The organism is Arsukibacterium ikkense (assembly GCF_000987775.1).
Lineage (GTDB): Bacteria > Pseudomonadota > Gammaproteobacteria > Enterobacterales > Alteromonadaceae > Alishewanella > Alishewanella ikkense.
In genome coordinates this window covers 97,056-123,730 of sequence record NZ_LAHO01000016.1, presented here as the reverse complement: position 1 = coordinate 123,730, position 26,675 = coordinate 97,056, and the positions used below count along the sequence as shown (strand labels likewise).

28 protein-coding genes and 1 tRNA gene are annotated in these 26,675 nt (G+C 50.4%); 23 read left to right on the top strand and 6 right to left on the bottom strand.

Translation table 11 applies throughout. The annotated features are described in order from the left end of the window. Nucleotides 1-209: 209 nt before the first annotated feature. From WG68_RS15820 to rsgA, 3 genes are read right to left on the bottom strand one after another with little or no spacing between them, the layout of a single operon-like run. Nucleotides 210-896 carry a glycerophosphodiester phosphodiesterase gene (locus tag WG68_RS15820; protein WP_046558692.1) on the bottom strand — a complete coding sequence of 229 codons (687 nt, stop codon included), beginning with the start codon at nucleotides 894-896 and terminating at the stop codon, nucleotides 210-212. Then, a complete protein-coding gene (gene asd / locus WG68_RS15815) occupies nucleotides 896-1,753 on the bottom strand; it encodes an archaetidylserine decarboxylase (protein ID WP_046558691.1) in 858 nt (285 codons plus the stop codon). Before asd ends, WG68_RS15820 begins: the two co-directional genes overlap by 1 nt. A 19-nt stretch (nucleotides 1,754-1,772) precedes the next feature. Beyond that, nucleotides 1,773-2,807, bottom strand: a complete 1,035-nt coding sequence (gene rsgA, locus WG68_RS15810; protein WP_046558690.1) for a small ribosomal subunit biogenesis GTPase RsgA — start codon at nucleotides 2,805-2,807, stop codon at nucleotides 1,773-1,775. Between the two features lie 112 nt (nucleotides 2,808-2,919). On the opposite strand from rsgA, the gene orn reads away from it, so the two are divergent. The 3 genes from orn to WG68_RS15795 all read left to right on the top strand — a co-directional run bounded on the left by orn (nucleotide 2,920) and on the right by WG68_RS15795 (nucleotide 3,912). Next, nucleotides 2,920-3,471 carry an oligoribonuclease gene (gene orn / locus WG68_RS15805; RefSeq protein ID WP_046558689.1) on the top strand — a complete coding sequence of 184 codons (552 nt, stop codon included), beginning with the start codon at nucleotides 2,920-2,922 and terminating at the stop codon, nucleotides 3,469-3,471. Nucleotides 3,472-3,537: 66 nt separating this feature from the next. Beyond that, nucleotides 3,538-3,613 (top strand) — tRNA-Gly (locus WG68_RS15800). A gap of 98 nt (nucleotides 3,614-3,711) precedes the next feature. Next, nucleotides 3,712-3,912, top strand: a complete 201-nt coding sequence (locus tag WG68_RS15795; protein WP_046558688.1) for a DUF1289 domain-containing protein — start codon at nucleotides 3,712-3,714, stop codon at nucleotides 3,910-3,912. Here the strand turns inward: WG68_RS15795 and queG are convergent. Next, nucleotides 3,881-5,014, bottom strand: a complete 1,134-nt coding sequence (queG, locus tag WG68_RS15790; RefSeq protein WP_046558687.1) for a tRNA epoxyqueuosine(34) reductase QueG — start codon at nucleotides 5,012-5,014, stop codon at nucleotides 3,881-3,883. The genes WG68_RS15795 and queG overlap by 32 nt on opposite strands. A gap of 216 nt (nucleotides 5,015-5,230) precedes the next feature. Between queG and tsaE the strand changes: the two genes are divergently transcribed. The 20 genes from tsaE (at nucleotide 5,231) to alr (ending at nucleotide 25,505) form a co-directional block, all read left to right on the top strand. Beyond that, the gene (gene tsaE / locus WG68_RS15785; RefSeq protein ID WP_046558699.1) at nucleotides 5,231-5,704 is read left to right on the top strand and encodes a tRNA (adenosine(37)-N6)-threonylcarbamoyltransferase complex ATPase subunit type 1 TsaE; all 474 of its coding nucleotides are present in this window, start codon (nucleotides 5,231-5,233) and stop codon (nucleotides 5,702-5,704) included. Next, nucleotides 5,688-7,001: an N-acetylmuramoyl-L-alanine amidase gene (locus tag WG68_RS15780; RefSeq protein WP_235357756.1), complete on the top strand. Its 1,314-nt coding sequence runs from the start codon at nucleotides 5,688-5,690 to the stop codon at nucleotides 6,999-7,001. The genes tsaE and WG68_RS15780 overlap by 17 nt, the downstream gene beginning before the upstream one ends. 2 nt (nucleotides 7,002-7,003) lie before the next feature. Then, on the top strand, nucleotides 7,004-8,710 hold the full coding sequence (gene mutL, locus WG68_RS15775) for a DNA mismatch repair endonuclease MutL (RefSeq protein WP_046558685.1): 1,707 nt from the start codon (nucleotides 7,004-7,006) through the stop codon (nucleotides 8,708-8,710). Continuing rightward, nucleotides 8,707-9,633 carry a tRNA (adenosine(37)-N6)-dimethylallyltransferase MiaA gene (miaA, locus tag WG68_RS15770; protein ID WP_046558684.1) on the top strand — a complete coding sequence of 309 codons (927 nt, stop codon included), beginning with the start codon at nucleotides 8,707-8,709 and terminating at the stop codon, nucleotides 9,631-9,633. Before mutL ends, miaA begins: the two co-directional genes overlap by 4 nt. Before the next feature lie 91 nt (nucleotides 9,634-9,724). Further along, nucleotides 9,725-9,988: an RNA chaperone Hfq gene (hfq, locus tag WG68_RS15765; RefSeq protein ID WP_046558683.1), complete on the top strand. Its 264-nt coding sequence runs from the start codon at nucleotides 9,725-9,727 to the stop codon at nucleotides 9,986-9,988. A gap of 21 nt (nucleotides 9,989-10,009) precedes the next feature. Next, a complete protein-coding gene (gene hflX / locus WG68_RS15760; RefSeq protein ID WP_046558682.1) occupies nucleotides 10,010-11,305 on the top strand; it encodes a ribosome rescue GTPase HflX in 1,296 nt (431 codons plus the stop codon). Nucleotides 11,306-11,345: 40 nt separating this feature from the next. After that, entirely contained in the window at nucleotides 11,346-12,485 is a 1,140-nt protein-coding gene (hflK, locus tag WG68_RS15755; protein WP_046558681.1) for an FtsH protease activity modulator HflK, read from the top strand. Between the two features lie 3 nt (nucleotides 12,486-12,488). Further along, the gene (gene hflC, locus WG68_RS15750) at nucleotides 12,489-13,370 is read left to right on the top strand and encodes a protease modulator HflC (RefSeq protein WP_046558680.1); all 882 of its coding nucleotides are present in this window, start codon (nucleotides 12,489-12,491) and stop codon (nucleotides 13,368-13,370) included. 67 nt (nucleotides 13,371-13,437) lie between these two features. Continuing rightward, nucleotides 13,438-14,601 (top strand): aminotransferase class V-fold PLP-dependent enzyme, encoded by a 1,164-nt coding sequence (locus tag WG68_RS15745; RefSeq protein ID WP_046558679.1) that lies wholly within the window; start codon nucleotides 13,438-13,440, stop codon nucleotides 14,599-14,601. A 116-nt stretch (nucleotides 14,602-14,717) separates the two neighbouring features. Beyond that, complete coding sequence (locus WG68_RS15740; RefSeq protein WP_046558678.1) at nucleotides 14,718-16,013, top strand: adenylosuccinate synthase; 1,296 nt, start codon at nucleotides 14,718-14,720, stop codon at nucleotides 16,011-16,013. A gap of 76 nt (nucleotides 16,014-16,089) precedes the next feature. Further along, nucleotides 16,090-17,406, top strand: coding sequence for a S41 family peptidase (locus tag WG68_RS15735; RefSeq protein WP_052749133.1), 1,317 nt, complete (start codon nucleotides 16,090-16,092; stop codon nucleotides 17,404-17,406). A gap of 69 nt (nucleotides 17,407-17,475) precedes the next feature. Continuing rightward, nucleotides 17,476-18,105: a tetratricopeptide repeat protein gene (locus tag WG68_RS15730; protein WP_046558677.1), complete on the top strand. Its 630-nt coding sequence runs from the start codon at nucleotides 17,476-17,478 to the stop codon at nucleotides 18,103-18,105. A 68-nt stretch (nucleotides 18,106-18,173) separates the two neighbouring features. After that, nucleotides 18,174-20,561 (top strand): ribonuclease R, encoded by a 2,388-nt coding sequence (gene rnr, locus WG68_RS15725; RefSeq protein ID WP_046558676.1) that lies wholly within the window; start codon nucleotides 18,174-18,176, stop codon nucleotides 20,559-20,561. A gap of 29 nt (nucleotides 20,562-20,590) precedes the next feature. After that, the gene (rlmB, locus tag WG68_RS15720; protein WP_046558675.1) at nucleotides 20,591-21,322 is read left to right on the top strand and encodes a 23S rRNA (guanosine(2251)-2'-O)-methyltransferase RlmB; all 732 of its coding nucleotides are present in this window, start codon (nucleotides 20,591-20,593) and stop codon (nucleotides 21,320-21,322) included. A 139-nt stretch (nucleotides 21,323-21,461) separates the two neighbouring features. Next, the gene (gene rpsF / locus WG68_RS15715) at nucleotides 21,462-21,857 is read left to right on the top strand and encodes a 30S ribosomal protein S6 (protein ID WP_046558674.1); all 396 of its coding nucleotides are present in this window, start codon (nucleotides 21,462-21,464) and stop codon (nucleotides 21,855-21,857) included. A gap of 5 nt (nucleotides 21,858-21,862) precedes the next feature. Beyond that, entirely contained in the window at nucleotides 21,863-22,168 is a 306-nt protein-coding gene (gene priB / locus WG68_RS15710; protein ID WP_046558673.1) for a primosomal replication protein N, read from the top strand. An 11-nt stretch (nucleotides 22,169-22,179) separates the two neighbouring features. Further along, nucleotides 22,180-22,407: a 30S ribosomal protein S18 gene (rpsR, locus tag WG68_RS15705; RefSeq protein WP_008218940.1), complete on the top strand. Its 228-nt coding sequence runs from the start codon at nucleotides 22,180-22,182 to the stop codon at nucleotides 22,405-22,407. An 18-nt stretch (nucleotides 22,408-22,425) separates the two neighbouring features. Further along, nucleotides 22,426-22,878 (top strand): 50S ribosomal protein L9, encoded by a 453-nt coding sequence (gene rplI, locus WG68_RS15700; RefSeq protein ID WP_046558672.1) that lies wholly within the window; start codon nucleotides 22,426-22,428, stop codon nucleotides 22,876-22,878. 156 nt (nucleotides 22,879-23,034) lie between these two features. Further along, a complete protein-coding gene (dnaB, locus tag WG68_RS15695; RefSeq protein WP_052749132.1) occupies nucleotides 23,035-24,420 on the top strand; it encodes a replicative DNA helicase in 1,386 nt (461 codons plus the stop codon). Further along, nucleotides 24,420-25,505: an alanine racemase gene (alr, locus tag WG68_RS15690; protein ID WP_046558671.1), complete on the top strand. Its 1,086-nt coding sequence runs from the start codon at nucleotides 24,420-24,422 to the stop codon at nucleotides 25,503-25,505. The genes dnaB and alr overlap by 1 nt, the downstream gene beginning before the upstream one ends. Nucleotides 25,506-25,514: 9 nt before the next feature. On the opposite strand, the gene WG68_RS15685 is transcribed toward alr, so the two are convergent. Continuing rightward, nucleotides 25,515-25,979: a chemotaxis protein CheX gene (locus WG68_RS15685; RefSeq protein WP_046558670.1), complete on the bottom strand. Its 465-nt coding sequence runs from the start codon at nucleotides 25,977-25,979 to the stop codon at nucleotides 25,515-25,517. Between the two features lie 102 nt (nucleotides 25,980-26,081). Then, nucleotides 26,082-26,522 carry a zinc uptake transcriptional repressor Zur gene (gene zur / locus WG68_RS15680; RefSeq protein WP_046558669.1) on the bottom strand — a complete coding sequence of 147 codons (441 nt, stop codon included), beginning with the start codon at nucleotides 26,520-26,522 and terminating at the stop codon, nucleotides 26,082-26,084. Nucleotides 26,523-26,675 lie beyond the last annotated feature (153 nt).

The following is a 26,675-nucleotide window of genomic DNA, read 5'->3' as shown; positions in this document are numbered from 1 at the left end:
CTTTGCGGGGTCTGGGCATATCGCACCTGCATGGCTGTTTAAATATACAGTGGTAAAGTTAGTTATTGATTACCCGGCTGTCAAGATGTTGGTGGTTGTTATTAATGGTGCTAATGCCTGGTATTAGTTGCTGAATGTTTTGTTGAGTTGTGCCTGTCCTGTTGTTGCTGTTGAGTTGTGCCTGTCCTGTTGTTGCTGTTGTTGGTCCTCTACAACACCGCTCGGCTGCGCGCCGGGAAATTACAAAAAATCCCATCTACGCCATAGTTTTTTAAGCGGTTAATATCGTCGGTTTGGTCTACTGTGTAAACGAATACCTGTAAGCCACGCGCTTTGGCATCATCAACAAAAGCCTGGTTAATAAAGCTAACATCACAATTTACTGAATAGGCCTGTAATGCGCTGGCAAACGCCGCATAATCAATAGGCAGTGAGGCGGTGAGGGCTCCGAGTTTTAGAGTGGGGCGTTTTAATTTAATGTCAGCCAGTAAATGATGGTTAAACGAAGAGATAAGTAGCTGCTGACAATCAAACCCCAGTTGTTGCCTGGCTTTATCCAGCAACGCCAGCAAAGGCGCGACGGTATCGTCGCCTTTTAGTTCGATATTCAGCCAGCATTTGCCCTGCACTACTGCGAGCACCTGCCACAAGGTAGGAATACGCTGGCCCTGGCCGGCGTTCAGTTGCAATAGCTCGGCCAGGGTATATTGATAAATACTGCCGCTGCCATTGGTGGTGCGTGCTAAGTGGTGATCGTGAATAACAATCAGCTCGTCTTGCACGGCGAACACGTCTATCTCAATAGCATCAGCGCCCTGAGCAATAGCTTGCTCAATGGCCAGCAGGGTGTTTTCCGGGTAGTCACCACTGGCGCCACGATGGGCAATAATTTGCATTATTTTAATTCAGCAAAAGGCGCACCCATGCGGGTGACAGTGCCGGCTTGCTGATCGGCCAGAAAATCTACTTTGCCCTCTGGGAAGGCCAGTACTACGGTCGAGCCCAGCTTAAAGCGGCCCATCTCGGCGCCTTTTTCCAGGGTAATGGCGGTATTGCCAGTTGCCGGATAGCTCCAGCGGAAAATGGTTTTGCCGGTGGGGGGGGTAATAGTACCGGCCCAGACGGTCTCAATACTGGCCACTATAGTGGCGCCGACTAATACTAGTGCCATGGGGCCGAATTCTGTGTCAAAAATAGTGACTACCCGTTCGTTGCGGGCAAATAAATCAGGCACATTTTCAGCCGTTAACGGATTTACCGAGAACAGCTCGCCCGGAATGTAGATCATCTCGCGCAGCGTGCCGGCCACCGGCATATGAATACGGTGATAATCTTTGGGCGCCAGATAAATAGTAGCAAAAGTACCTCCAGCATAGGGGGCAGCGGTTTGCTCGAGGCCACCCAGTAAACTTTGCAGCGAGTAATTATGATTTTTAGCCTGCACCAGCTTGCCAGCAACGATAGGGCCTAACTGACTGATAGTGCCGTCTACCGGGTGTGCCATAATGCCTGGTTCGCTGGCGAGTGGCCGGATACCGTCTTTTAATGGCCGGGTAAAAAATTCATTAAAGCTGGCGTAATCTTCTGGCCGCTCGAACTGTGCTTCGCTCATATTGATGTTATACGATTTGATAAACAGCTTGATCAGCAAATGGCTGAACCAGCCAAGTTGCGCAGCAGCCAGTTTGCCCACCACGCGTGAGAAAAAATGCTTTGGCATCATGTATTGCAGAGTAATTTTCACTTTATCCATTGGCTTACTAACCTTTCACTTAAAAATAATTGGGTTTGTCCTGCACCATACTGGCCAGAATTTTCAAATAACTGTCGTAGCGATCCTTGCTGATTTCCTGTTGCTCTACCGCATGCACAATGGCACAGCCTGGGTCTGTAATATGTTTACAGTCGCGGAACTTACAGCGGCCAAGCCAGGGCTGAAATTCGATAAAGCCCTCAGTCACTTCTTGCTCGGTTAAGTGCCATAAGGCGAACTCGCGAATACCGGGCGAGTCAATTAAATCGCCGCCTTCAGGTAAATGATACAACCTGGATACCGTGGTGGTGTGCTGGCCTAAGCCGGAATTTTCGGATACTTCGCGGGTTGCCGCAGTCAGGCCGGGCATCAGGTTATTCATTAACGAGGATTTACCGACACCAGACTGGCCAACGAAGATACTGGTACCACTGTGGATCTGCGTTAGCAGCTCAGGCATGCCCTGGCCAGATTTAGCACTGACTAATAAATAATCATAGCCAATTTTTTTATATTGACTCAGTTGTTGATCTAATTCCTGATGCTGCTCCGCCGTGAGTAAGTCCACTTTGTTGATCACCAGTAACGGCTTAATGTGAGTCATTTCAGCGGCAACTAAGTAGCGGTCAATAATATTCAGTGACAGCGCTGGTAATATGGCCGAGACAATAATCATTAAATCGATGTTGGCGGCAACGGGTTTTAAGCCGTCGTAAAAATCAGGGCGCAGCAGCACTGAGCTGCGATCTTCTACCGCCTCAATTACGCCATCGATGCTGCCGGTGCCTTGCCTGGCGCGGCGCCAGATCACCTTGTCACCGGTTACCACTGAGCTTATGGTGCGGCGCATACTGCAGCGCACGACGGCGCCGCTGCTATCTTCGATATCAGCATGCTGGCCAAACCGGCTGATCACTAAGCCCGGTTCCGGCGCTAACAACACATCCTCGTCCCATTGCTCGGTTTTGCTTTTTTTATTACCACGCAGTCGTTTTTGCTCGTTTTGAGCAATGCGGTCGGTTTGGCGTTTGGTCAGGTGCTTTTTTTTGGTCACGTGCTGGTTTTACCGTTGTGCGCAAACAGGCACTATCAGTGTTAAGCTTAAGGCGTGTATCATACCTGCAATCTTAATTTGAACAAAGCAGCGCGCACGTTAAGGAATCAATATGGCAACGAACGACACACATTTAATCTGGCTGGATTTGGAAATGACCGGGCTGGAGCCCAAAACCGATGTTATTCTGGAGATGGCAACTATTGTCACCGACAGCCAGCTGAATATTTTGGCTGAAGGGCCGGTGTTTGCGATCAGAACCCCGGCAACTATTCTGGATAACATGGACCCCTGGTGTGTTGAGCAGCATGGTAAAAGCGGTTTAACCGCCCGTTGCCTGGCCAGTAACACCAGCCTGGCAGATGCCGAACAGCAAACGATTGCCTTTTTAAGCCAGTATGTGGCGAAAGGTAAATCACCGATGTGTGGCAACAGTATTGGCCAGGATCGGCGCTTTTTAGCCGAATATGCGCCAGCGCTGGAGGGCTATTTTCATTACCGCAATCTGGATGTCAGCACCGTGAAAGAGCTGGCCCGGCGCTGGCACCCCGACGTGCTGAATAAAGTGCAAAAAGCCGGCAGCCACCTGGCGCTGGATGATATTCGTGAGTCGATTGCTGAATTAGTAACCTATCGCCAATATTTTTTCAAATTACCGGCATAAAGTGCTTGCATAAGCGCGCTGATTTTGTAAAATGCGCGCCATCACAACGCAACAGCGTTGCCTGATGCGAGTATAGCTCAGCTGGTAGAGCGCGACCTTGCCAAGGTCGAGGTCACGAGTTCGAACCTCGTTACTCGCTCCAAATTCGAACAAAAAGCCGCTTAACAGCGGCTTTTTGTTTTTCAATTTTGCTACACTCAAACCACGTAACTGGGGTCCCAGTAATTGTGGTAAGCAAATATGATTGAGTCGCCCTGTGTTCGCAATTGTTGTCTGGATCAGCAAGATATCTGTTTAGGCTGCGGCAGGCTGCTGGCAGAAATTCTGGAATGGCAACAGGCCAACCCACAGCGCCAGCAGCACATAATAAGCCTGGCACAACAACGCTTAGCGGCACGTGAAAACGGCCTTATGCATCCCGCGGCAACCCCTTCTGAATAATTCTGACCAGCCGCTCTGTACTGCGCGGCAGGATATTTTCTGCTTGCCAGCTTTTGCGTTTTTGCTGCGCCAGTGCCCAGTCAATATGCTCTGTCACCAGCTCAGAAGCCGCAGGTTTAGCCGCGTGCAGCGCTGCGGCTATGTCGGGTTGATAAGGTGCGTTACCCAATGCCACGGCAATATTGCGCTGCCAGCGCTCAAAACCAATGCGCCGGATGGCACTGCCTTCGGTCAGCCTTAAAAAAGTGCTTTCGTCCCAGGCGAACAGTTGCAATAAATCCTGATCCTGCCACTGGCTTCGCCGCTGAAAGTCAGCCTCAATACTGACTGGCGCCTCACGGTTTTCCGGGCAGACCAGCTGACAATCATCGCAGCCATAAATGCGGTTGCCAATTAATGGCCGCAACTCTTCGGGGATAGCGGTTTTCAACTCGATAGTCAGGTAAGAAATGCAACGCCGGCCATCCACCACATAGGGGGCAACAATAGCGCCGGTAGGGCAGCTGGTAATGCAAGCCACACAGCTGCCGCAGTCGCCCTGATGCGGCTCGTCTACTGGCAGCGGTATATCAAGCAGCAACTCGCCTAAAAAAAACCAGGAACCCACACCATGGTTTAGTAATAGACTGTGTTTACCTACCCATCCCAGGCCTGCACGCTGCGCCAGTGGCCTTTCCAGCACAGGTGCCGAGTCGACAAAAGGCCGAAAGCCCAGTTCGGGTATCTCGTTACTGATTTTCTGCGCCAGTTGTTTCAATCGGTTGCGAACTAATTTGTGATAATCGCGGCCAAGCGCATAACGGCTGATATAGGCTTTGGCCGGATTGGCCAGGTTGGTGGCAAAACCCGCCTGTGCTGGCAGGTAGTCCATCCGCACACTGAGTACCCGCAATGTGCCCGGCAGCAAGTCGGCGGGGCGGGCGCGTAACATGCCATGTTCACTCATGTAATGCATATCACCATGGTACCCCTGTGCCAACCAGGCCTCCAGGCGAGGCTCTTCGCTGCTGAGATCTGTGGCGGTTATTCCCAGCTGCTGAAACCCCAGCTCCTGAGCCCAACGCTTTATTTGCAGGGCAAGCTGCTGGTAATCGGTAGCCATAGCGGTTATTCCTCTGGCGCATAAAAGCTGCAATCGGCGTCACTTTAACATAGCGTGTTAAAGACCGGGAACCGGATATTCATTTTCGGGTCATAGTACTGAGGCAATACTATGGCTTTTGCAGCAGTTTTGCTGGCCGCGCTTTGCCATAGTTTGTTAACATAGCGGCAGAACTGCCGGCCAGGCCAACACTATCAGCAAGTTTGGGGTTATGTGATAACGAAATATACAACAGTACTGGCAGATGAAGCTGCCACCCTGGCCCTGGCGGGCCGGTTGGCGGCGGGATTAAAAGGTGGCCAGGTGCTTTTTTTACATGGTAGCCTGGGGGCGGGTAAAACCACGTTCAGCCGCGGCATATTGCATGCGCTTGGTCATCAGGGCAATGTGAAAAGTCCAACCTACACTCTGGTAGAGCCTTACCAGTTAGCTGATTTAACGGTGTACCATTTTGATTTGTACCGGTTGGCCGATCCGGAAGAACTGGAGTTTATGGGGATACGCGATTATTTCCATAGCCAGAGCTTGTGTTTACTGGAATGGCCAGAGCAGGGACAGGGTTATTTACCAGAACCTGATCTCGACATACACTTAAGCTATCTTGACGCACAGCGGCAAGTGGTAATCAGTGCTGGCACAGCCACAGGCTGCGCCATAATAGATGCAATAAGAGATGATGAAAAAAAATAATAAACAATTTCTTAGCTGCGCCGGGTTAACCATCTTATGGTTTTTTTCAGCGTTAAGTTATGCCAGTAATCAGGTGCAGAGCATCCGCATTTGGCCTTCGCCCGATAATACCCGGGTGGTACTCGATTTGTCGGCTGCCCCTGAATATAAAAGTTTTAGCCTGGATAAGCCTGACCGGCTGGTTATCGACCTGACTAACACCAATGGTAGTGCGGCACTGCCGGCGATTAATGGCGAGTCAAAGCTGATTAAAGCAATTCGTAGCAGTGGTGATAATAACAGCATGCGTATTGTGCTGGATTTAACCAACGCGGTTAAACCGACGGTGTTTGCCTTAACGCCTACTGCACCCTATGGCCACAGGCTGGTTATTGACCTGCCTGATGACAACGCCAGACTAACAAGAGAGCCGCCCCGCAGTATCCGCGCCGCCCGCGATATTGTGATTGCCATCGACGCCGGCCATGGCGGCGAAGACCCTGGCTCTATCGGCCCTACCGGTACTTATGAAAAAAATCTGACCCTGCCGATTGCCCGCCGGCTGGCCGAGCTTATCGATAAAGAACCCGGCATGAAATCGTTACTGGTGCGTACTGGCGATTACTATGTGCATATCAACCGCCGTACGGATATCGCCCGCAGTATGCAAGCCGATTTACTGGTGTCTATTCACGCTGATGCCTTTACCTCACCGCAACCGCGCGGGGCGGCGGTGTGGGTGTTGTCGTTACGTCGGGCCACCACTGAGGTGGGGCGGATGCTGGAACAAACCGAGCGCCATGGCGAACTGCTGGGCGGGGTAGCAGAGGTTATTCGTGACTCTGCCAATGAGCGTTATCTGGCACAAACCGTGCTGGATTTATCGATGAACCATTCCATGGTAACGGCACACCAGGCCGCTAACCAGGTGTTAACCGAGCTGGCTAAAATCACCCGCTTACATAAAGCACAGCCGCAAGCGGCCAGTTTAGGAGTGCTCAGATCGCCAGATATTCCGTCTATTCTGGTGGAGGTAGGGTTTATCTCCAACCCGCAGGAAGAGCAGCAACTGCGCAATAGCAGCCATCAGGCGCGGCTGGCACAGTCTTTATTTACTGCGTTAAAACGGCATTTTCAGCAAGCGCCACCGGCCGACTCGCTATTTGCCCAGCAACGCAGCCGGGAGCATAAAGTGCAGGCGGGTGAATCGTTGTCGTTGCTGGCCCAGCGTTATGATGTGTCGGTGGACGCGCTACGTAGCCACAATAAACTGGCTAATGACAGTATTCGTATCGGCCAGGTTTTACGGATCCCCTGAGTATGAGCATTAAGATTCTGCCACCGCAACTGGCCAATCAGATTGCCGCCGGTGAGGTGGTGGAACGCCCGGCCTCGGTGGTGAAAGAGCTGGTGGAAAACAGCCTGGATGCCGGTGCCAGTCAGATTGATATTGATATTGAAAAAGGCGGCAGTAAGCTTATCCGCATCCGCGATAATGGCGCAGGGATAGCAGAGCATGAGCTGGTGCTGGCATTAAGCCGGCATGCCACCAGTAAAATCAGTGAGCTGAACGACTTAGCGCAGATAACCAGTCTCGGTTTTCGCGGCGAAGCCTTAGCCAGTATCAGCTCGGTATCACGGCTGACCCTGACCTCAAAACCGGCTGGGCAAACCGCCGCCTGGCAGGCGCAGGCCGAAGGGCGTGACATGACGGTAACGGTAAAACCGGCTGCCCATCCAGATGGCACCAGTATTGAAGTGGTCGATTTATTTTTTAACACGCCCGCCCGGCGCAAGTTTTTACGCACTGATAAAACCGAGTTCAGCCATATTGATGAGCTGGTCAAGCGTCTGGCACTCAGCCGGTTCGATGTCAGCTGGCAGTTAAATCATAATGGCCAGAGTGTCCGGCGCTTGCCACAAGCTACTACGCTTATCGCCCGTCAGAAAAGGGTGGCCGCCTTGTGTGGCAGAGCCTTTGCCGAACACGCCGCCTTTATTGAAAACAGTTATGGCGGCCTGAAACTCAGTGGCTGGCTGCTGGCGCCGCAAGCGTGTCAGCAGCAACCGCTGTGCCAGTACAGTTATGTTAATGGCCGGATGATGCGTGATAAATTACTGAATCATGCGATCCGCCAGGCTTATGGCGAGCGCTTAAGCCAGGAGCAGCAACCCGGTTTTGTGTTGTTTCTGGAGATTGACCCGGCCGAGGTTGATGTTAATGTGCATCCGGCAAAGCATGAAGTGCGTTTTCATCAGGCCCGGCTGGTGCATGATTTTGTGGTTAGTGCGCTAAGTGATGCTCTGGCACAGCTAACTGATGAGCCGGCAGCAGCGCCACCACAGGTTGCCAATACGGCAGCGGCTTATCAGGTCGCCACGCAGGCAGGCCAGGCCAATGTCAGGCCGGCCACTTACCGCTCTGGCGCCAGGCATGATCATCCGCCGGCCAGCCAGACACAGCAGCAAATACAATATTTACAGCTGGCGCATGCGGTTGCAGTGCCTGCGGCTGGCCATGTTAGCGCCGGGCCGGCAATGCTGGCGGCTGGCGGACGTTATGCGGTGGCGCAACGGGCGCAAGGGCTGGTATTAGTGGATTTAGCCATGACGCTGGCGCCGCACTGGCTTGCTGATAACAGCAAAGTGCCATTATTGCTGCCGCTGCGCTTACAGCTGACGGTGACTGAAAAACAACAGCTACTGGCTGCGGCGAGCCTGTTACAGCAGTTAGGTTTTGATATTTTGCTGCACGACAATACTGCGGTGCTGCGGGCGGTAGCCCCCTGGCTGCGGGCAACGCCACTTAGTCAGTGGTTGTTACAAGCGGCGCCCCTGTTGGCTGCCACTACTGCGCTGGCAGGCAGTGCGGCGCTGTTGTCTATGCTACTTTCATCCAATTGGCTCAGTGGCGATACGCTGATACACTATTTTGCCGGGTTACTCACCGACAGCCAGCACTGGCATGCTGTACCTTTAGACTTAAGCAACAGTATCCTGGCGCTAAGCCAGCAGGTATCGCCATGAGTAGTAGTTTACCTGTTATATTTATTATGGGGCCGACGGCATCCGGTAAAACTGCCTTGGCGATAGAACTACTAAAGCACTTGCCGGCCGAGCTTATCAGTGTCGACAGTGCATTAATCTACCGCGGTATGGATATTGGTACAGCTAAGCCGACGGCAGCAGAGCTGCTGCAGGCGCCACATCATTTAGTGGATATACTGGAACCTGAGCAAAGTTATTCCGCAGCCGATTTCCGGGATGATGCGTTACGGTTGATTAGTGAAATTCAGCGCCGGGGCCGGATCCCGATTTTTGTCGGTGGCACCATGTTGTACTTTAAAGCGTTGCTTGACGGTATTTCACCCTTGCCGGCTGCTGACAGTAAAATCCGGGCAGCATTAGAGGCCGAAGCAGCCAGCAAAGGCTGGCAAGCATTGCACCAGCAATTGCAACAGATTGACCCGGTATCGGCCCAGCGTATTCATCCAAACGATCCGCAGCGGATTAACCGGGCGCTGGAAGTGTATAGGTTAACCGGCAAAACCATGACGGAATTAACTGCAGAAAAAGGGGAACCTTTTCCGTTTAAAGTACACCAATTTGCCATTGCACCTACTGATCGTGCGGTATTGCATCAGCGTATAGCGCTAAGATTTGAGCAAATGCTGGCCAGTGGTTTTGTTGAGGAAGTGGCCAATCTGCAGCGCCGCGTGGCCTTGCATCCAGACTTGCCAGCCATGCGCTGTGTTGGTTATCGCCAGGTCTGGCAGTATCTGGACGGTGATTATAGTTACGATGAGATGGTGGCCAGAGGGATCGCGGCTACCCGGCAACTGGCCAAGCGACAGCTTACCTGGCTGCGGGGCTGGCCGGGTGTCATCTGGTTAAAAAGTGAAGCCAGTGCCACAGAAAACTTGCAAGCGGTACTTTCTTCGCTAAGCTAGATAAGATGGAAAAAAAGTTAGCTTTAACAACTTGAAATAAAAAAAATAATACCTATATACAGCTCACTAATAAAAAAAAGGAAAGCGGCACATGGCAAAGGGCCAATCTTTACAAGATCCATTTTTAAACACCTTAAGACGCGAGCGCATTCCGGTCGCTATTTATCTGGTGAATGGAATTAAACTGCAGGGGCAGATTGAGTCTTTTGATCAATTCGTCATTTTGCTGAAAAACACGGTAAGCCAAATGGTTTACAAGCACGCTATCTCTACTGTTGTGCCATCCCGGGCAGTTAACACCATGGTGAGCCATGGCGCCGGTCAGGGCGACAGTGAAGGCGAGGATGTGGAATAATAACGCCAGGAGCAATAGCGCTTGTTTGACTTAGCTGAGCTTGCAGAACAAGCTATTCTGGTTCATGTAAATTTTCCGCAAGAGCATAGCAACGAAGATTTGCAGGAGCTTACCATGCTGGTAGCTTCTGCGAACGTGACTGCTATGCATACGATTACTGCTAATCGCAGCGCACCTGATACCCGCTTGTTTGTCGGCTCTGGTAAAGCCGAAGAAATCAAAGACGCGGTTGAGCAATTTGCGGCTTCTGTGGTTATTTTTAACCATGTGTTAAGTCCCAGTCAAACCCGTAATCTGGAGCAGTTGTTCCAGGCCAGAGTGATAGATCGCACCACCCTTATTCTTGATATTTTTGCCCAGCGTGCACGCACCTATGAAGGTAAGCTGCAAGTGGAACTGGCTCAGCTGCAGCATTTAGCCTCTCGCCTGGTGCGGGGCTGGGACAATGCTGAACGGCAAAAAGGCGGTATTGGTTTACGCGGCCCGGGTGAAACCCGATTGGAAACCGACAGACGCCTGCTGCGTGAGCGGGTGCGGGCGTTATTGCAGCGGCTGGAAAAAATCAGCACCCAGCGTGAGCAGGGGCGTAAAGCCCGGCAACGCAGTGCAACGCCTGTGGTGTCGATAGTGGGGTATACCAATGCTGGAAAATCAACTCTGTTTAACCGGTTAACGTCTGCCACAGTGTATGCTGCAGATCAACTGTTTGCGACATTAGACCCGACCCTGCGCCAGATTAAACTGGACAATTTCGGGCCCATAGTGCTGGCTGATACCGTCGGTTTTATCCGTCATTTACCCCATAATTTAGTGGCTGCGTTTAAATCTACCTTGCAGGAAACCCGCGACGCTGATTTACAACTGCACGTGATTGATGGCGCAGATCCCAGAAAAGAAGATAACATAGCCTCGGTACAGCAAGTGTTAACAGATATTGACGCTGCGGAGGTGTTGCAGCTGCAGGTGTTTAATAAAGTCGATCAGTTTGGCCAGAGCGCCCGTATAGAATATGGTGATGATGGCCTGCCGCGGGCCGTCTATTTGTCCGCTCTGACGGGTGAGGGGATGCTGCTGTTACAGCAAGCCATCGCTAACCTGCTGTCGGTAGAGCATTTACAGCTAAGCTTAGCGTTACCGCCGCAATGTGCGGCCTGGCGGGCAAAGTTACATGAGCAGCAGGTCATCAGCGCTGAACGCTTTGACGAACAGGGGACATGTTGGTTGGATATCCGGTTATCGGTAGCGCAATGGGCCCGGATGTTAAAGCAAAGCGATGGTGAGTTGGAAAACTATATCGTCATAGCGCCTGTTATTTGATACATTAACCTTTAATTTATAACTTGAGATGGAGTTAAACATGGCTTGGAATGAGCCGGGTAACAATGGCAAAAACAACGACCCCTGGAAACAGGGTGGTCGTGACCAGGGTCCACCCGATTTAGATGAAGTATTCCGCAACTTTGGCAAAAAATTTGGCGGTATTTTTGGTGGTGGTAATAAGTCATCAGGCAATGGTGCTTCAGCTGCGTTTATCCTGATTTTGGTTATTGCCGCTGTGGTATGGGGCATAAGTGGTTTCTACACCATTAAAGATGCTGAACGCGGGGTGATCTTGCGGTTTGGCCAGTACCACACTGAAGTTGGTGCAGGTATTCATTGGAAACCGACCTTTGTCGATACGGTAACGCCGGTAAACGTGCAGGAAGTAAAATCACTGCGTGCCGATGGCTTTATGCTGACCCAGGATCAAAATCTGGTGCGGGTAACGTTCGAAGTACAGTACCGGATATTCAATGCCCGGGATTATTTGTTTTCAGTGGTGAATGCTGATCGCAGTTTAGGTGAGGCAACAGACGCCGCGCTGCGTTTCGTAATTGGTCATTCCATCATGGATGACGTGTTAACCCGTGGCCGGGAAGTGGTGCGCCAAAATACCCGTCAGGAGCTGGAAGGCATTATCGAACCGTATAACATGGGTATCACCCTGGTTGATGTTAACTTCCGCGATGCACGGCCACCAGAAGAGGTGCGTGATGCTTTTGATGATGCAATTAAAGCGCAGGAAGATCAGGAGCGTTTTGTGCAGGAAGCGACTGCTTATGCCAGAGAAATCGAACCACGGGCTCGTGGTCAGGTTAACCGGGTTATGCAGGAAGCCGAAGCGTATAAGCAGCAAATTGTGTTGAAAGCCCAGGGTGAAGTAGCCCGCTTTGAACGGCTGTTACCAGAATATCTGGCTGCACCGAAAGTCACCCGTGACCGCCTGTATCTGGAGACCATGGAATACGTTTATAGCAATACGTCAAAGGTATTGGTTGACGTGAAAAACAGCAATAATATTATGTATTTACCGTTAGACCAGCTAATGAAGCAAGGTGGCGGCAGTACCGGTAGCAACAGTGCGAACCCAATGCCATTGCCAGCCCGTAGCAGTGATACCATCACGCCGCGGCAGGATACGGTACGTGGTAGTACGACGCGTAGCGGAAGGGGCTAATTTATGAAAAACTTTATTATTGCAATTATTGTCGTTGTTGCGCTTATTGTGGTTTCCGCCTTATTCGTGGTGCCGGAGGGGCAACGCGCTATTGTTACGCAGTTTGGCAAAATTCAGCGTGATGCTACTGGTCAGGTTGTAGTGTATGAACCGGGTTTACACATAAAAATACCGATGATAGAAATGGTACGTAAGCTTGACTCCAGGGTGCAAACTTTGGATGACCAGCCAGACCGTTTTGTCACCGCTGAGAAAAAAGATTTATTGGTCGACAGTTATGTAAAATGGCGGATTAAAGATTTTGGCGCTTACTTTCTGTCAACCGGTGGTATTTCTGCTCAGGCTGAAGTGCTGTTAAAGCAATATATCAACAACGGCCTGCGTACTGAGTTTGGTACCCGTACCATTCAGGAGATTGTTTCTGGCGAGCGAACTCAGCTGATGCAAAGCGCCCTGGCGCAAGCTGCCGCTGCGGCTAACGAGCTGGGTATCGAAGTGATTGACGTACGGGTTAAACAAATTAACCTGCCAACGGAGATCAGTGAGTCAATTTTTGCCCGGATGCGCGCCGAGCGAAAAGCAGTAGCTGATGAGCATCGTGCCCGTGGTCGTGAGCAATCAGAGATTATCCGCGCCGATGTCGACGCCCGCGTTACGGTAATGCTGGCAGATGCCGAGCGTAACTCACGTTCAGTGCGCGGTGAAGGTGATGCGTTAGCTGCCCGGGTGTATGCTGATGTGTACAACCGCAATGCTGAGTTTTACTCTTTTGTGCGCAGCCTGGAAGCGTATCGGAACAGCTTTAACAGCAAAGACGATATTCTGGTAGTGCAACCGGATAATGACTTCTTTAAATATATGAAGTCAGATAAAGTGCAAAACTAACTTATCATCTGTATTAAAAAGGCCCGCAAGGGCCTTTTTTGTCTGAGCGAAAGACAGCGGAGTTATTATGTATCAACAATTTTATCAGCGCTTTTTACAGGCCAATCAGGGTAAGCAGCATTTTACCAGCCACTCACATCACTACTGGCCTGATGTTACCCGCGATGCCACCATTGCCTATTGGGACGACAGTGCCCGTTTGGTAGACGATAAATGGCAGCATATATTTGGTGCAGTGATACCGCAGACCCAGCAATTGATTGCAGATGTACTGAACCTGCCCACACCAGAGCAAATTGTTTTTGCCGGTAATACCCATGAATTAGTGATGCGGTTGTTTAGTTGTTTTGATTTAACTAAACCGCTTAAGGTGTTAAGCACCGACAGCGAGTTTTACAGTTTTCAGCGCCAGGCGAAGCGCTTGGCCGAGTTTGATAACATTGAACTCATCACCGTGCCGACTGAGCCCTTTGCCAGCTTTACCGAACGCTTTATTGCCGCCGCTTCGGCACAGCAGCCGGATATGATATTTTGTAGTCAGGTGTTTTTTAACTCTGGTTACGCGATAACTGATTTAGCGGGTTTTGTCATGGCGCTGGCAGAGGTAAGCGACGCCATGCTGGTGATTGACGGATATCATGGCTTTATGGCACTACCGACCGATTTATCAGCGGTTGCCGAGCGCGCCTTTTATCTGGCGGGCAGTTATAAATACGCCCAGGGTGGTGAGGGGTGCTGTTTTATGGCGGTACCGCCCGGTAGCCAGCAACGGCCCTGGTATACCGGCTGGTTTGCCGAATTTGGTACCTTAGCGGCGGAAAAATCAGCTCTGGTGTTATACAGCAAGGATGGTAATCACTTTGCCGGTGCGACCATGGATTATACCGCCCTATACCGGCTGCATGCGGTATTGCTGTTATTGAAACAACAGGGCATCACCGTGGGCCGTATTCATCAGTATGTGCAGCAGTTGCAGCAGAGCTTTATGACTGAGCTGGCACGCCAGCAGCATCCGAAACTTAATTCGCACAATTTACTGTTAAACGACCCGGAACAACATGGCCATTTTTTCACTTTTAAACTGGCCAGTACCTGTGAAGTCGCTGAACTGGCTGCTTTTTTAAAAAACAATGACATTTTTACCGACTATCGCGCAGACCGTTTGCGGTTTGGCTTTGGCTTGTACCAAATCGGTAGTTCCTTTGATTTATCTTGTCTGCGACAAGCCTGATTATTGGCATTTACGGCAAGCCGAATAAAAAACCGGCTTTTTTTTGGTAACACAGCTGTAAGTTGGCTAACGATTTGGTAGAATCCACGCCTAATTTTTTCCATGATGTAGGAACCATGGCCAAAAACGTTGTTGTTCTCGGCACTCAATGGGGTGACGAAGGTAAAGGTAAGATCGTTGATTTACTAACGGATAAAGCCAGCTATGTGGTGCGCTATCAGGGCGGTCACAATGCCGGCCATACGTTGGTTATTGACGGTGAGAAAACAGTACTGCATTTAATTCCATCGGGCATTTTGCGTGCAAACGTAAAGTGTGTGATCGGCAATGGTGTAGTGCTTTCTCCAGAAGCCTTTTTAAAGGAAATGACCATGCTGGAACAGCGTGGCGTACCAGTTAAAGAGCGCTTACTGATCAGCGAAGCCTGTCCGTTAATTCTGCCCTTTCATGTAGCACTTGATGTTGCACGCGAAAAAGCCCGTGGTGATAAACCTATTGGTACTACAGGGCGTGGGATTGGTCCGGCGTACGAAGATAAAGTGGCGCGCCGTGGTCTGCGGGTAGGTGATCTGTTTAATCCGACGTTGTTTGCGGAAAAACTGAAAATCGTGATGGACTTGCATAACTTTACCCTGACCCAGTACTACAAGGTCGAGGCTATTGATTATCAGACCACGCTGGACAATGCATTAGCGATGGCTGACTTACTGAAATCCTTAGTGGTTGATGTGACTGATTTGCTGGATAAAGCCCGCAAGAACGGTGACAAAATCATGTTTGAAGGCGCCCAGGGTACCTTGCTGGACATTGATCACGGCACCTATCCTTATGTAACGTCATCAAACACGACTGCCGGCGGTGTAGCCACCGGTTGTGGTTTTGGGCCGCGTTATCTGGACTATGTATTAGGTATCGTCAAGGCCTATACCACCCGTGTAGGCTCAGGTCCCTTCCCAACGGAGCTGGATTGCGCTGTCGGCGAACATCTTGGCGTGAAGGGGCACGAGTTCGGTGCTACCACCGGCCGCAAACGCCGTACCGGCTGGTTTGATGCTGTAGCCGTGCGCCGTGCCGTGCAGCTGAACAGTATCTCAGGTTTTTGTTTAACCAAACTGGATGTGCTGGATGGCCTGGAAAGCCTCAGTATTTGTGTTGGTTATCAGCAACCCGATGGCACTGTGCTGGATACGCCACCTTTGGCCGCTGAAGGTTATGAGCTGGTTACGCCAGTGTATGAAACCATGCCGGGCTGGTCTGACAATACCTTTGGCATTCAGCAGCTGGAGTTACTGCCACCAGCGGCACGTAATTACATTCAACGGCTGGAGCAGCTAACCGGGGTACCGATAGATATTGTCTCTACCGGGCCAGACAGGGTGCAGACCATAGTGTTAACGCATCCATTTGCGTAACGCACTCGTATAAAAAAACGCTGCCATTTGGTGGCGTTTTTTTATACGCTGTAACCATCAATGTGAGAGGTGTCTGATGAACAAGTTCCTGGTTATGGCGTGTTGCCTTGTGCTGGCTGGTTGTGGTGGCTCTGATAGTAGCGACAGTGCTGACAATAACATCGCTGAGTGTGGCCGTAATGATATTAACAGTCAGTTGTATTGTAAGCTGCACGCTGACTATCTGTGGTACAACGAACTGAAAACCGGTGTTGACCCACTGGCGTTTAGCACCCCTGCCGCTTACTTAAGCCGGGTGCTGGCTGATCGTGACCGTTACAGCTTTGTCATAACAGAGCAGCAATATCAGGATCGCTATATTAATGCCGTTTTTTTCGGCTTCGGTTTTGCTACTCAACGCACGGATAACAATACCGCATTACAGGTGTTGTATGTGTTCGATGCCGGATCCGCAGCCCAGCGAGGCTTGCGCAGGGCTGATAAAATTATGGAAATAGACGGTATCAGCGTGGCGGAATGGTTAGCCAGGCTGGATGCAGGCACCGCTACTAATGACGATATCTATGGCCCAAACGAAGAGGGCGTGGTTCGCAATTTTGTCTGGCGTAAGCCTGACAGCAGCCAGCAGCAGGCCGATTTTGTTAAAGGAACGGTCAGCACCAATACGGTAATGCATCGCTCGGTTAGTCAGGTTGCTGAGAAAAAAGTAGGGTATCTGGTGTTTAACACCTTTATCGAATTATCGGAAACTGAACTGGAACAGGCATTCAGTTATTTTGCTCAGCAAAATATTGATGAGTTGGTGTTGGATGTGCGTTATAACGGCGGAGGGTTAATCCGGGTCGCCAACCAGTTAAGTTCGCACATTGCTTTGCCACGCTTACAGGGCAAAACCTTTGTTAAATATCGCTACAACGATAAAAATACCAGTAAAAACAGTACAGTCACTTTTGCGTTGGGTGCCGGCAGAACTAACCTGAATTTACCTCGGGTATTTGTGCTTACTACCGCAGGTAGTTGTTCTTCCAGTGAGCTGGTGATCAATGCTCTGAGCCCCTTTATCGATGTGGTGCAAATTGGCGAAACAACGTGCGGTAAGCCAGTCGGTCAGATGCCTGACAGGGTAGCTGGTTATCGTTTATTCGCCATTAACTTTCAAACCGTTAATGCGCTGGATTTTGGTGATTACTTCGACGGTTTAATGCCAAATTGCCAGGTAAATGCCACGGTAGCAGGTGACTGGGGCGTCAGTAATGACCCCCTGTATGCAGAAGCTTTGGCCTATATCAATAATAGCAACTGCAGTGGCGTAGCCGTTAGTAGCCAGAGTGTGCAACAACAACCGGCACAGTTGCGGGTGCAGCCACAATGGCTGCGTTATAACGAGCAATAACTCCAGACGGCATGTTTTTTGCTTCTGGAAGGTATTGTTCTGGATTAACTAACGGTTATTTGACGCCTTATGAAAACAGTTTTGTTATTACCAGCTACGCTGTTGCTGCTTGGGTTAGTGGTGCCGGCAGCCGTCACGGCCCAGCAGATAGATGCCGTACAACTTTACAGCCAGGATGAGCTGTTAGATTTAATTAAAACGAACAGTCATTTACGTCAGGTACGGGCAGACGACTGCCAGCTGGTACAGGATATTGAGGCGCGTGCCGATATAATGCGCCTGCCGGCCTATCAGTTTTTATACGGCGATATGCTGGCGTATGCGGTTTGCGTACCCCGCAATGTCGAGCGTGGCTGGGATTTAATGCTGCAAGCCGCCGCCCAGGGTTTGCCTGAAGCGTTAGAGCAAGTTGGACGGTATTACCATATCGGCCGGTTTGTGCAGGTCGATATCGACAAAGCGCTGGTGTATTTGCATGAGGCCGCGGCGATGGGCAACCTGAATGCCAAGCTGCGTTATGCCCAATTACTGGTAGACGGTTACGGTTCGCCGGTAGATTATGAGCAAAGCTACCGCTGGTTGCATCATGCTATTAGTGCAGATAGCGCCACTCATGCTAGAATACAACAACTACTGCAACAGCTTGCCAAAAAGATGCCAGAACGGGTTGTGGCCAATGCCAGACGACCTGTCAAATGAAGTTCATCCAATTTATTCGCTTAGCTGTTACACTCAATATATGAAAACAGGAAATAAAAGTTTAATTAATGACGGTAAATGATCCGCATCTTGCGCGTGAGCAAGAAAAATACGACAACCCTATCCCCAGCCGCGAATTTATTCTCGAACACATCGAAAAGCGGCAACAACCTGCCTACTTCGAAGAGCTGGTCAGCGAACTGGGCCTGACAGATGATGATGCTATTTTCGCGTTGAAAAAGCGTTTACGGGCAATGGAGCGTGACGGCCAGCTGCTGTTTACTAAGAGTAAACGTTATGGTCTGGTTGATCATATGGATTTGGTCAAAGGCACTGTTATAGGCCACCGCGAGGGTTTCGGTTTCTTAAAACTGGAAGAGGGCGGGCCGGATTGGTACCTGCCATATCATGAAATGCAACGGGTGTTGCCGGGCGATAAAGTGTTGGCCACCGCAGCCGCGATGAAAAGCAAAGACAAAGTAGAAGCACGGGTAGTACGGGTGCTTGAGCCGCGCACTGAGCCGATTGTTGGTCGCTATTATAAAGATAATGCCGTGTGCGTAGTGGTACCCGACGACCCGCGAATTACCCAGGATATCATGGTGCCGGAAGGTGAGCAGGGCGCAGCGCGCCACGGCCAGATAGTGTTAGTGGAAATTACTCAGCGCCCGTCTAAGCGGGTAAGTGCTGTGGGCAAAGTGATTGAAGTATTGGGCGAGCATATGGCACCCGGTATGGAAATTGAAGTGGCTATTCGCAATCATCAAATTCCACATGAATTTCCACAAGCAGTATTACAGCAAGTGGCCAAATATGGCGAGCAGGTACCAGCAGAAGCCAAGTTGGGGCGGGTTGACCTGACCAAATTGCCGCTGGTGACTATTGATGGCGAAGATGCCCGCGATTTTGACGATGCTGTTTATGCCGAAGCCAAAGAGAATGGCGGCTGGAAATTGTGGGTGGCTATTGCTGATGTCAGTGCTTACGTCATGCCCGATACGCCACTGGATCGCAGTGCGCTGGAGCGCGGTAATTCGGTGTATTTTCCCGACCATGTGGTGCCGATGTTACCAGAGGCATTATCTAATGGGCTGTGTTCGCTTAATCCACACACCGACCGCTTATGTTTTGTCGCTGAAATGCAGATTAGTGCCAGCGGTAAGCTGGATAGCTATCAGTTTTATGAAGCGGTAATGCACTCCGCTGCCCGTTTTACCTATAACAAAGTGCATGCCATATTGCAGGGCGACCCGGAGCTGCGTAAACAATACCAGGCAAACCTGTCCAATCTGGAAACCCTGTACAGCCTGTATAAAAAGCTAGCCAAGGTGCGCGGTCAGCGTGGCGCTATTGAGTTTGAAACGGTGGAAACCCGCTTTATCTTTAACAGCCATCGCAAAATTGAGCAAATTGTACCGGTGCATCGCAACGAAGCCCATAAAATCATTGAAGAATGTATGATTATGGCCAACGTAGCCTCGGCCCGTTTTGTTGAAAAACATGAAGCTCAGGCGCTGTTCCGGGTGCATGAACGGCCTGATGGCGATCGTTTTGCTAACTTCCGGCGCTTTTTAGCTGAATTAGGTATTGAAGCCAATCTTTCCGCCGAACCAACGCCTTTGGAGCTGACCCAAGTATTGGCAACGCTGGCAGACCGGCCTGATCGGGAGCTGATTGAAACCACTATGTTACGCTCGATGAAGCAGGCGGTGTACCAGGGTGATAATCAGGGCCACTTTGGTTTAGCACTGGAAGCCTATGCCCACTTTACCTCACCCATTCGCCGTTACCCGGACTTGGTATTACACCGCGCCATTAAAGCCATTCTGGTGAAGCAAAACCAAAAAGTGACAGGTGAGCGGGCGTATAGTGACAAAGAAATAACCCATTTTGGCGAGCAGTGCTCGATGACCGAGCGCCGCGCCGATGATGCTACCCGGGAAGTGTCGGACTGGCTGAAATGCGAATATATGCAGGATCACCTGGGCGCCGAATTTGAAGGCGTTGTCTCCACTGTAACTAATTTCGGTTTATTTGTGCGCTTAAGCGATTTGTACATTGAAGGCCTGGTGCATGTTACGTCGCTGCAGAACGATTACTACCGCTTTGATGCTGAACGCCAGGTGCTGACCGGTGAGCATAGCGGAGTGAACTACCGGATGGGCGATCAGGTTAAAGTCAAAGTACTGGCTGTCAGCCTGGAATCGCGCAAAATTGATTTAGCCGTAGTGGGCGAGCCTATCCATAATGTCTCAGGCCGGGCAGTTAAAGCCAGCCGCAACGCCGCTTCTGCCGAAAGAGACGCCAAAGCAGGTGGCGGCGCCCGGCGCAGTGGCAAAGGAAATGCAGGCGGCGCGGCCAAGCCAGCGGCCAAAGCCGGCGATAAACCGAAAGCTGCGAAAAGCGGGCCGAAGAAACCGCGACGCCGGGCGAAAAAGCCTAAGGCAAGTAGTTAAAACACCTAGATATTGAGAATAAGCTAACGATGAGCGCAGATTTTGTATTTGGTATTCATGCGGTAAATGCCCTGTTAGAGCGGGCGCCGCAGGATATTTTAGAGTTGTTTATTATGAAAGACCGCGAAGATAAGCGGATGCAACCACTTATTCAGCAAGCGCGGCAACATGGTATTTCAATTCAGTTTTGTAACCGCCGAACTTTGGATGACATGGTCAGTGGCCAGCATCAGGGCATAGTTGCCAAGGCGCGCTTAGCCAGCAGTGGCACGGAAAGCGACCTGGCGACCATACTTGAGCAAAAAGATAAGCCGTTTTTACTGGTGCTTGACGGCGTAACTGACCCACATAACCTGGGCGCTATTTTACGCAGCGCTGATGCGGCCGGGGTGCATGCAGTAATTTCACCCAAAGACCGTTCAGTAAAATTGACCGCCGTGGTGCGTAAAGTGGCCTGTGGTGCCGCTGAAGCGGTGCCTTTTATTACGGTGACCAATTTAGCCCGCACCCTGCGCGAATTGCAGGAAGCCGGGGTTTGGGTAGTGGGCACTGCCGGTGAAACCGAAACCACCATTTATCAGGCTGATTTTAAAGGCCCGCTGGCCATTGTATTGGGTGCTGAAGGCGAAGGCCTGCGCCGCTTAACCCGCGAAACCTGCGACAGCCTGGTGAAGATTCCGATGTTTGGCACAGTGTCCAGCCTGAATGTATCGGTAGCAGCGGGGATTTGTCTATTCGAAGCAGTACGCCAGCGAACGTAGACCTTTTAGCATATATTCTGCTTGTTATTTACCCGCTAACTCCGTAAAATACGCGACCTTCGGCCATACACTCACGTTCCTTGCCTCTATGCGAGCCCGGCCGAGCTCACCCGAGGCTTACTAACCGTAAGGAGCTACAATGCGTCATTACGAAATCGTTTTTATGGTTCACCCTGATCAGAGTGAACAAGTGCCTGGCATGATCGAGCGTTACACTGGCTCAATCAAAGAAGCGGGCGGTACTATCCACCGTTTAGAAGACTGGGGCCGTCGTCAACTGGCTTACCCAATCCAAAAACTGCACAAAGCACACTATGTGTTGCTGAACGTGGAAGCACCACAAACAGTGATTGATGAGCTGGAAACTAACTTCCGTTTCAACGATGCGGTTTTACGTAACCTGATTATGCGCACTAATGGTGCCGTAGTTGAGCCATCTCCAATGGCTAAGGTACGTGATGAGCGTTCTCGTGACGAGCGTCCTCGTGACCGTGCTCCTCGCGAATCAGAAGAGCAGGTTGAAAACGAAGAGTAAGTTTGATGGACAACTTGACCGTGCTTAGTGGCGCCGTTTGTCGGCACCCTGAACGCAGTGAGAGTCCGGCGGGTATCCCGCACACTGTTATCACCGTAGAACATCGCAGTCTCCAACAGGAAGCCGGCCTTAACCGTCAGGCTTATGTCAGGATGCAGGTGGTGTTAAGCGGCACAGTGTTACATCAGCAAGCTCAAACTTTGACGTTGGGCAGTATGGTAAAGGTTAGCGGGTTTTTAAACCGGCACCAGAACCGCAGTGGTCAGGCAAAACTGGTACTGCACGCCCAGCAGATTGAACAAATAAGTTAGGAGACAGACAAATGTCACGTTTTTTCCGTCGCCGTAAATTCTGCCGTTTTTCTGCAGAAGGCACTGTAGAGATTGATTACAAAGATACCGCTGTTCTGAAAAACTACGTTACAGAAAGCGGCAAAATCGTACCTAGCCGTATTACTGGTACCAGCGCTAAGTATCAGCGTCAGCTGGCTCGTGCTATTAAGCGCGCTCGCTACCTGGCCTTGTTGCCGTACAGCGACTCACACAGCTAATACAGAAGGGGTATAAGTATGCAAGTAATTCTGTTAGACAAAGTCTCAAACCTTGGTGGTTTAGGTGACAATGTTACTGTTAAGTCTGGTTATGCTCGTAACTTCTTATTCCCACAGGGTAAAGCAGTTCCGGCTAACAAAGCTAACACCGAAAAGTTCGAACAGCGTCGTGCTGAATTAGAAGCCAAACTGGCTGCTGATTTAACGGCCGCTAACGACCGCGCTGCTAAGCTGGCAGCACTGGCTGAAGTGACTATCGCTTCTAAAGCCGGTGACGAAGGCAAGTTGTTCGGTTCAGTAGGTACCCGCGATATCGCTGATGCCATTACTGAAGCTGGCGTAAAAGTAACCAAAGCTGAAGTGAAATTACCTAACGGTACTTTACGTGAAACTGGCGAGTTCGACATCGATCTGCAGTTACACGCTGAAGTAGTAGCAACCATTAAAGTTGTTATTATCGCAGAAGCCTAAGGCTGTTGGCGCACTGCAGTGCAGTGCGCCATTCTGTTCTCCCTCTCGCTCTTCTCTCGCTGTACCGCATCATTTTAAAAAAAATCTCAACGTTGCTTTTTATTCTGCCGCTTGCAAGGTAGCATTGCACAGTTATTTCCAATTCTGTCAGGTGTTATGAGCAGTAATAAAGACAAGCAAGTCGCCGGCCTGAAAATGCCACCGCACTCTATCGAAGCTGAGCAGTCTGTGCTTGGCGGTTTAATGCTGGATAATCAGGCCTGGGACCGGGTATCTGAAAAGGTGGTCGAGCAGGATTTTTATCTGCGCTCACACCGGTTTATCTTTAGCGCTATGGCGCGGATTGCCGAAGCCAACCAGCCGATAGATTTGATTACTGTATCTGAAGCACTGGAAGCCAACCAGCAACTGGATGATATTGGTGGCTTTGCCTATTTGGGTGAAATTGCCAAAAACACCCCCAGCGCCGCCAATATTATGGCCTATGCTGACATTGTACGGGAACGTGCTGTGGTGCGCGATATGATAGCGGTTGCGCACGATATTGCCGATGCCGGCTATGACACCCAGGGCCGTACCAGCGCTGAACTACTGGATTTTGCGGAAAGTAAGGTGTTTAAAATTGCCGAGCAACGGGCCAATGCCAATGAAGGCCCGGAGCCGATTAATAATATTCTGGCGAAAACCATCGATAAAATTGATGCGCTGTTTCGCTCGCCACAAACCGGTGTCACGGGCTTATCATCGGGTTATATGGACCTGGATAAAATGACCAATGGCTTTCAGCCATCTGACTTAATTATTGTCGCGGCCCGGCCTTCGATGGGTAAAACCACTTTCGCCATGAACCTGTGTGAGCATGCCGCCATTACCAGCGACAAACCGGTGCTTATTTTCAGTCTGGAGATGCCTTCAGACCAGATTATGATGCGGATGCTGGCTTCATTAGGCCGGATCAACCAAACCAAGGTTCGTACCGGTCAGTTGGAAGATGAAGACTGGGCGCGGCTTTCGTCAGCCATTGAGCTGTTAAACAGCAAAGGCAAAATGTATATTGATGATGCCTCTGGCCTGACCCCGACCGAAGTGCGCTCACGGGCCAGAAGGGTAGCGCGCGAGCACGGTGGCCTGAGTATGATCATGGTCGACTATTTGCAATTAATGACGGTGCCGGGCTTAAGTGAAAACCGCACCCTGGAAATTGCCGAAATTTCCCGTTCGTTAAAATCGTTAGCCAAAGAGTTGAAAGTGCCGGTGATTGCCCTGTCGCAGCTTAATCGTGGCCTGGAGCAGCGGGCCGATAAACGCCCGGTTAACTCTGACTTGCGCGAATCAGGCTCTATTGAACAAGACGCCGACTTAATTATGTTTATCTATCGCGATGAGGTGTATCACGAAGATAGCGCCGAAAAAGGCCTGGCTGAAATTATCATTGGTAAACAGCGAAACGGCCCCATCGGTAAAGTTCGGCTAACTTTTCATGGTCATTTCTCCCGCTTTGATAACTACGCCGGTAGCGCCCGTTTTGAGGACGAGTATTAATGTCACGCCGGCCGGTAGCCCAAATTAATCTGGCTGCCCTTGGCCATAATTTACAGCGGGTGCAGCAGCTTGCTCCTGCCAGTAAGGTATTGGCAGTGTTAAAAGCCAATGCTTACGGCCATGGCCTGGTAAAAGTAGCGCAGGCTTTAACCGCCGCCGATGCCTTCGCCGTAGCACGGATTGATGAAGCGCTGGCTCTGCGTACCGCTGGTATCGTCAAGCCGATTGTATTACTCGAAGGCTTTTACGAAGCGGCTGAATTGCCCATTTTGCTGGCCAATAACCTGCAGACCGTAGTGCATAATGAGCTACAACTAATGGCACTGGAACAGGCAGAGTTGGATGGACAGCTGAAAGTCTGGTTAAAAATTGATACCGGTATGCATCGGCTGGGGATAGCACCAGAACAGTTTGCTGAGTTTTATCGTAGGTTATGGCAATGCCCGGCTGTGCAACCAGGTATTCGCTTAATGAGCCATTTTTGCTGTGCCGATATACCAGGCTCGGATAAGACCGAACAGCAACAGGCGCTGTTTCAACTACTTTGCAGCGATAAAGCCGAGCAACAAAGCCTGGCTAATAGTGCAGCAATCATTAGCCTGCCACAGAGTCATGCCGACTGGGTACGTCCGGGACTAATGCTGCATGGCATTTCGCCACTGCCAAATCAGAGCGGCCAGCAACATCAGTTGCAACCTGTTATGCGCTTAAGCAGCCGGCTAATTGCCATGCGCCAGGTCCAAGCCGGAGAGACAGTGGGTTATGGCGGCAACTGGCAAGCAAAAGTTACAACCTGGATTGGAGTAATTGCTATTGGCTATGGTGACGGTTATCCGCGCCATGCCAGTAACGGCACACCAGTATGGCTTGAGGGGCGCGAGGTGCAGTTGGTTGGGCGGGTTTCAATGGATATGATCACCGTTGATCTTGGCGAGTGTCCAACTGAAACCATTGGAGCTGAAGCGGTATTATGGGGCCCGGAACTGGCCATTGAACGGGTAGCTCAATGTGCCGATACCATTCCCTATGAGCTGTTATGTAATATCACGCCGCGGGTCAATTATCAGTATCTGACTGGCCAGTAGCCTGGCCGTTTACCTGTCGAAGCTGACTTCAATATGCACTTTGCCAAATTCAGAATCGAATGGCATTAAAATGGTCGGCCCCTCGCATTTATGGGTAATGGTATGGGCTTTGCCGGATACGACTATCGGCGTGGCCATCGAGAACTCATAACCTTTGTCACCTAAAATCCGTTTGGCGCCACCGGTAACCATGTTGGTGATCTCACCAACCATATCGGTGACATCGGCATTGATGGTTTTCGGTTTTTCACCGAGCATCCGGTACATCACCTCCAGGGCTAAGCCTTCTTCAAAACTGACTGAAAATGAGCCTTTAATATCACTGCCTACCATGCCAATTAAGCCTGAAACATCACCTCGTGCTACTTCGTCTTTTTTAATTCGAGGCTGACCAGGCACGATAGTGGTATTGGCCATGGTAGCTAACACATTCACCAGCGAAGAAAGAAATGGATTTATGTACTCAACATTCATGAAGCGCGCCTGTTAGTTATATATTGAAGTTTTTGTGGATGCCCTTATAAGACTAGGAGCATTTAACTGATCCTACAAGTCAGCTTATGGGTTTAACGTTATTTATGCAACTTGCTGGCATTTATGACAAAAACCATGGGCCTCAATAGTCTGATGCTTAATTTTAAAACCTTGTTCGCTCGCCAGTCTGCTGAACTCTTGTTGCAATACTGCGGAATGTAATTCGCTTACGCCGCCACAGCTGTCGCAGATCAGTAACTGCGCCGGGTGATGATGGCCAAAATGATGACACAGCATAAAAGCATTGCTGGATTCTATTTTGTGAATAAACCCCTGCTCGGTTAAGAATTCCAGTGCCCGGTAGATGGTGGCAGGTTTAGCGGCGGGTTCAGTTTGTTTTAACTGCTCCAGCAAATCATACGCACCCATACCGCCATCAGTTTTTGCCATTAATCGAAATACTTTTTCCCTGATAGAGGTAAAGCGAGCGCCATTTTTATCGCAAATTGCTTTGGCCCGGGTTACTAATGATTCAGTTGACATTCTTACTCTATTCTCCTGACAGCAGTCTTTGGCAGTGTAGCATATTAGTTTCTAAGTGCCACGCCTGGTGCTGCTTGATAAATATCCGCTAGCGCCCTAATTAACCATAGATTGTTGTACAATATGTGGCTGAATCATTCATCTTTTACTGCA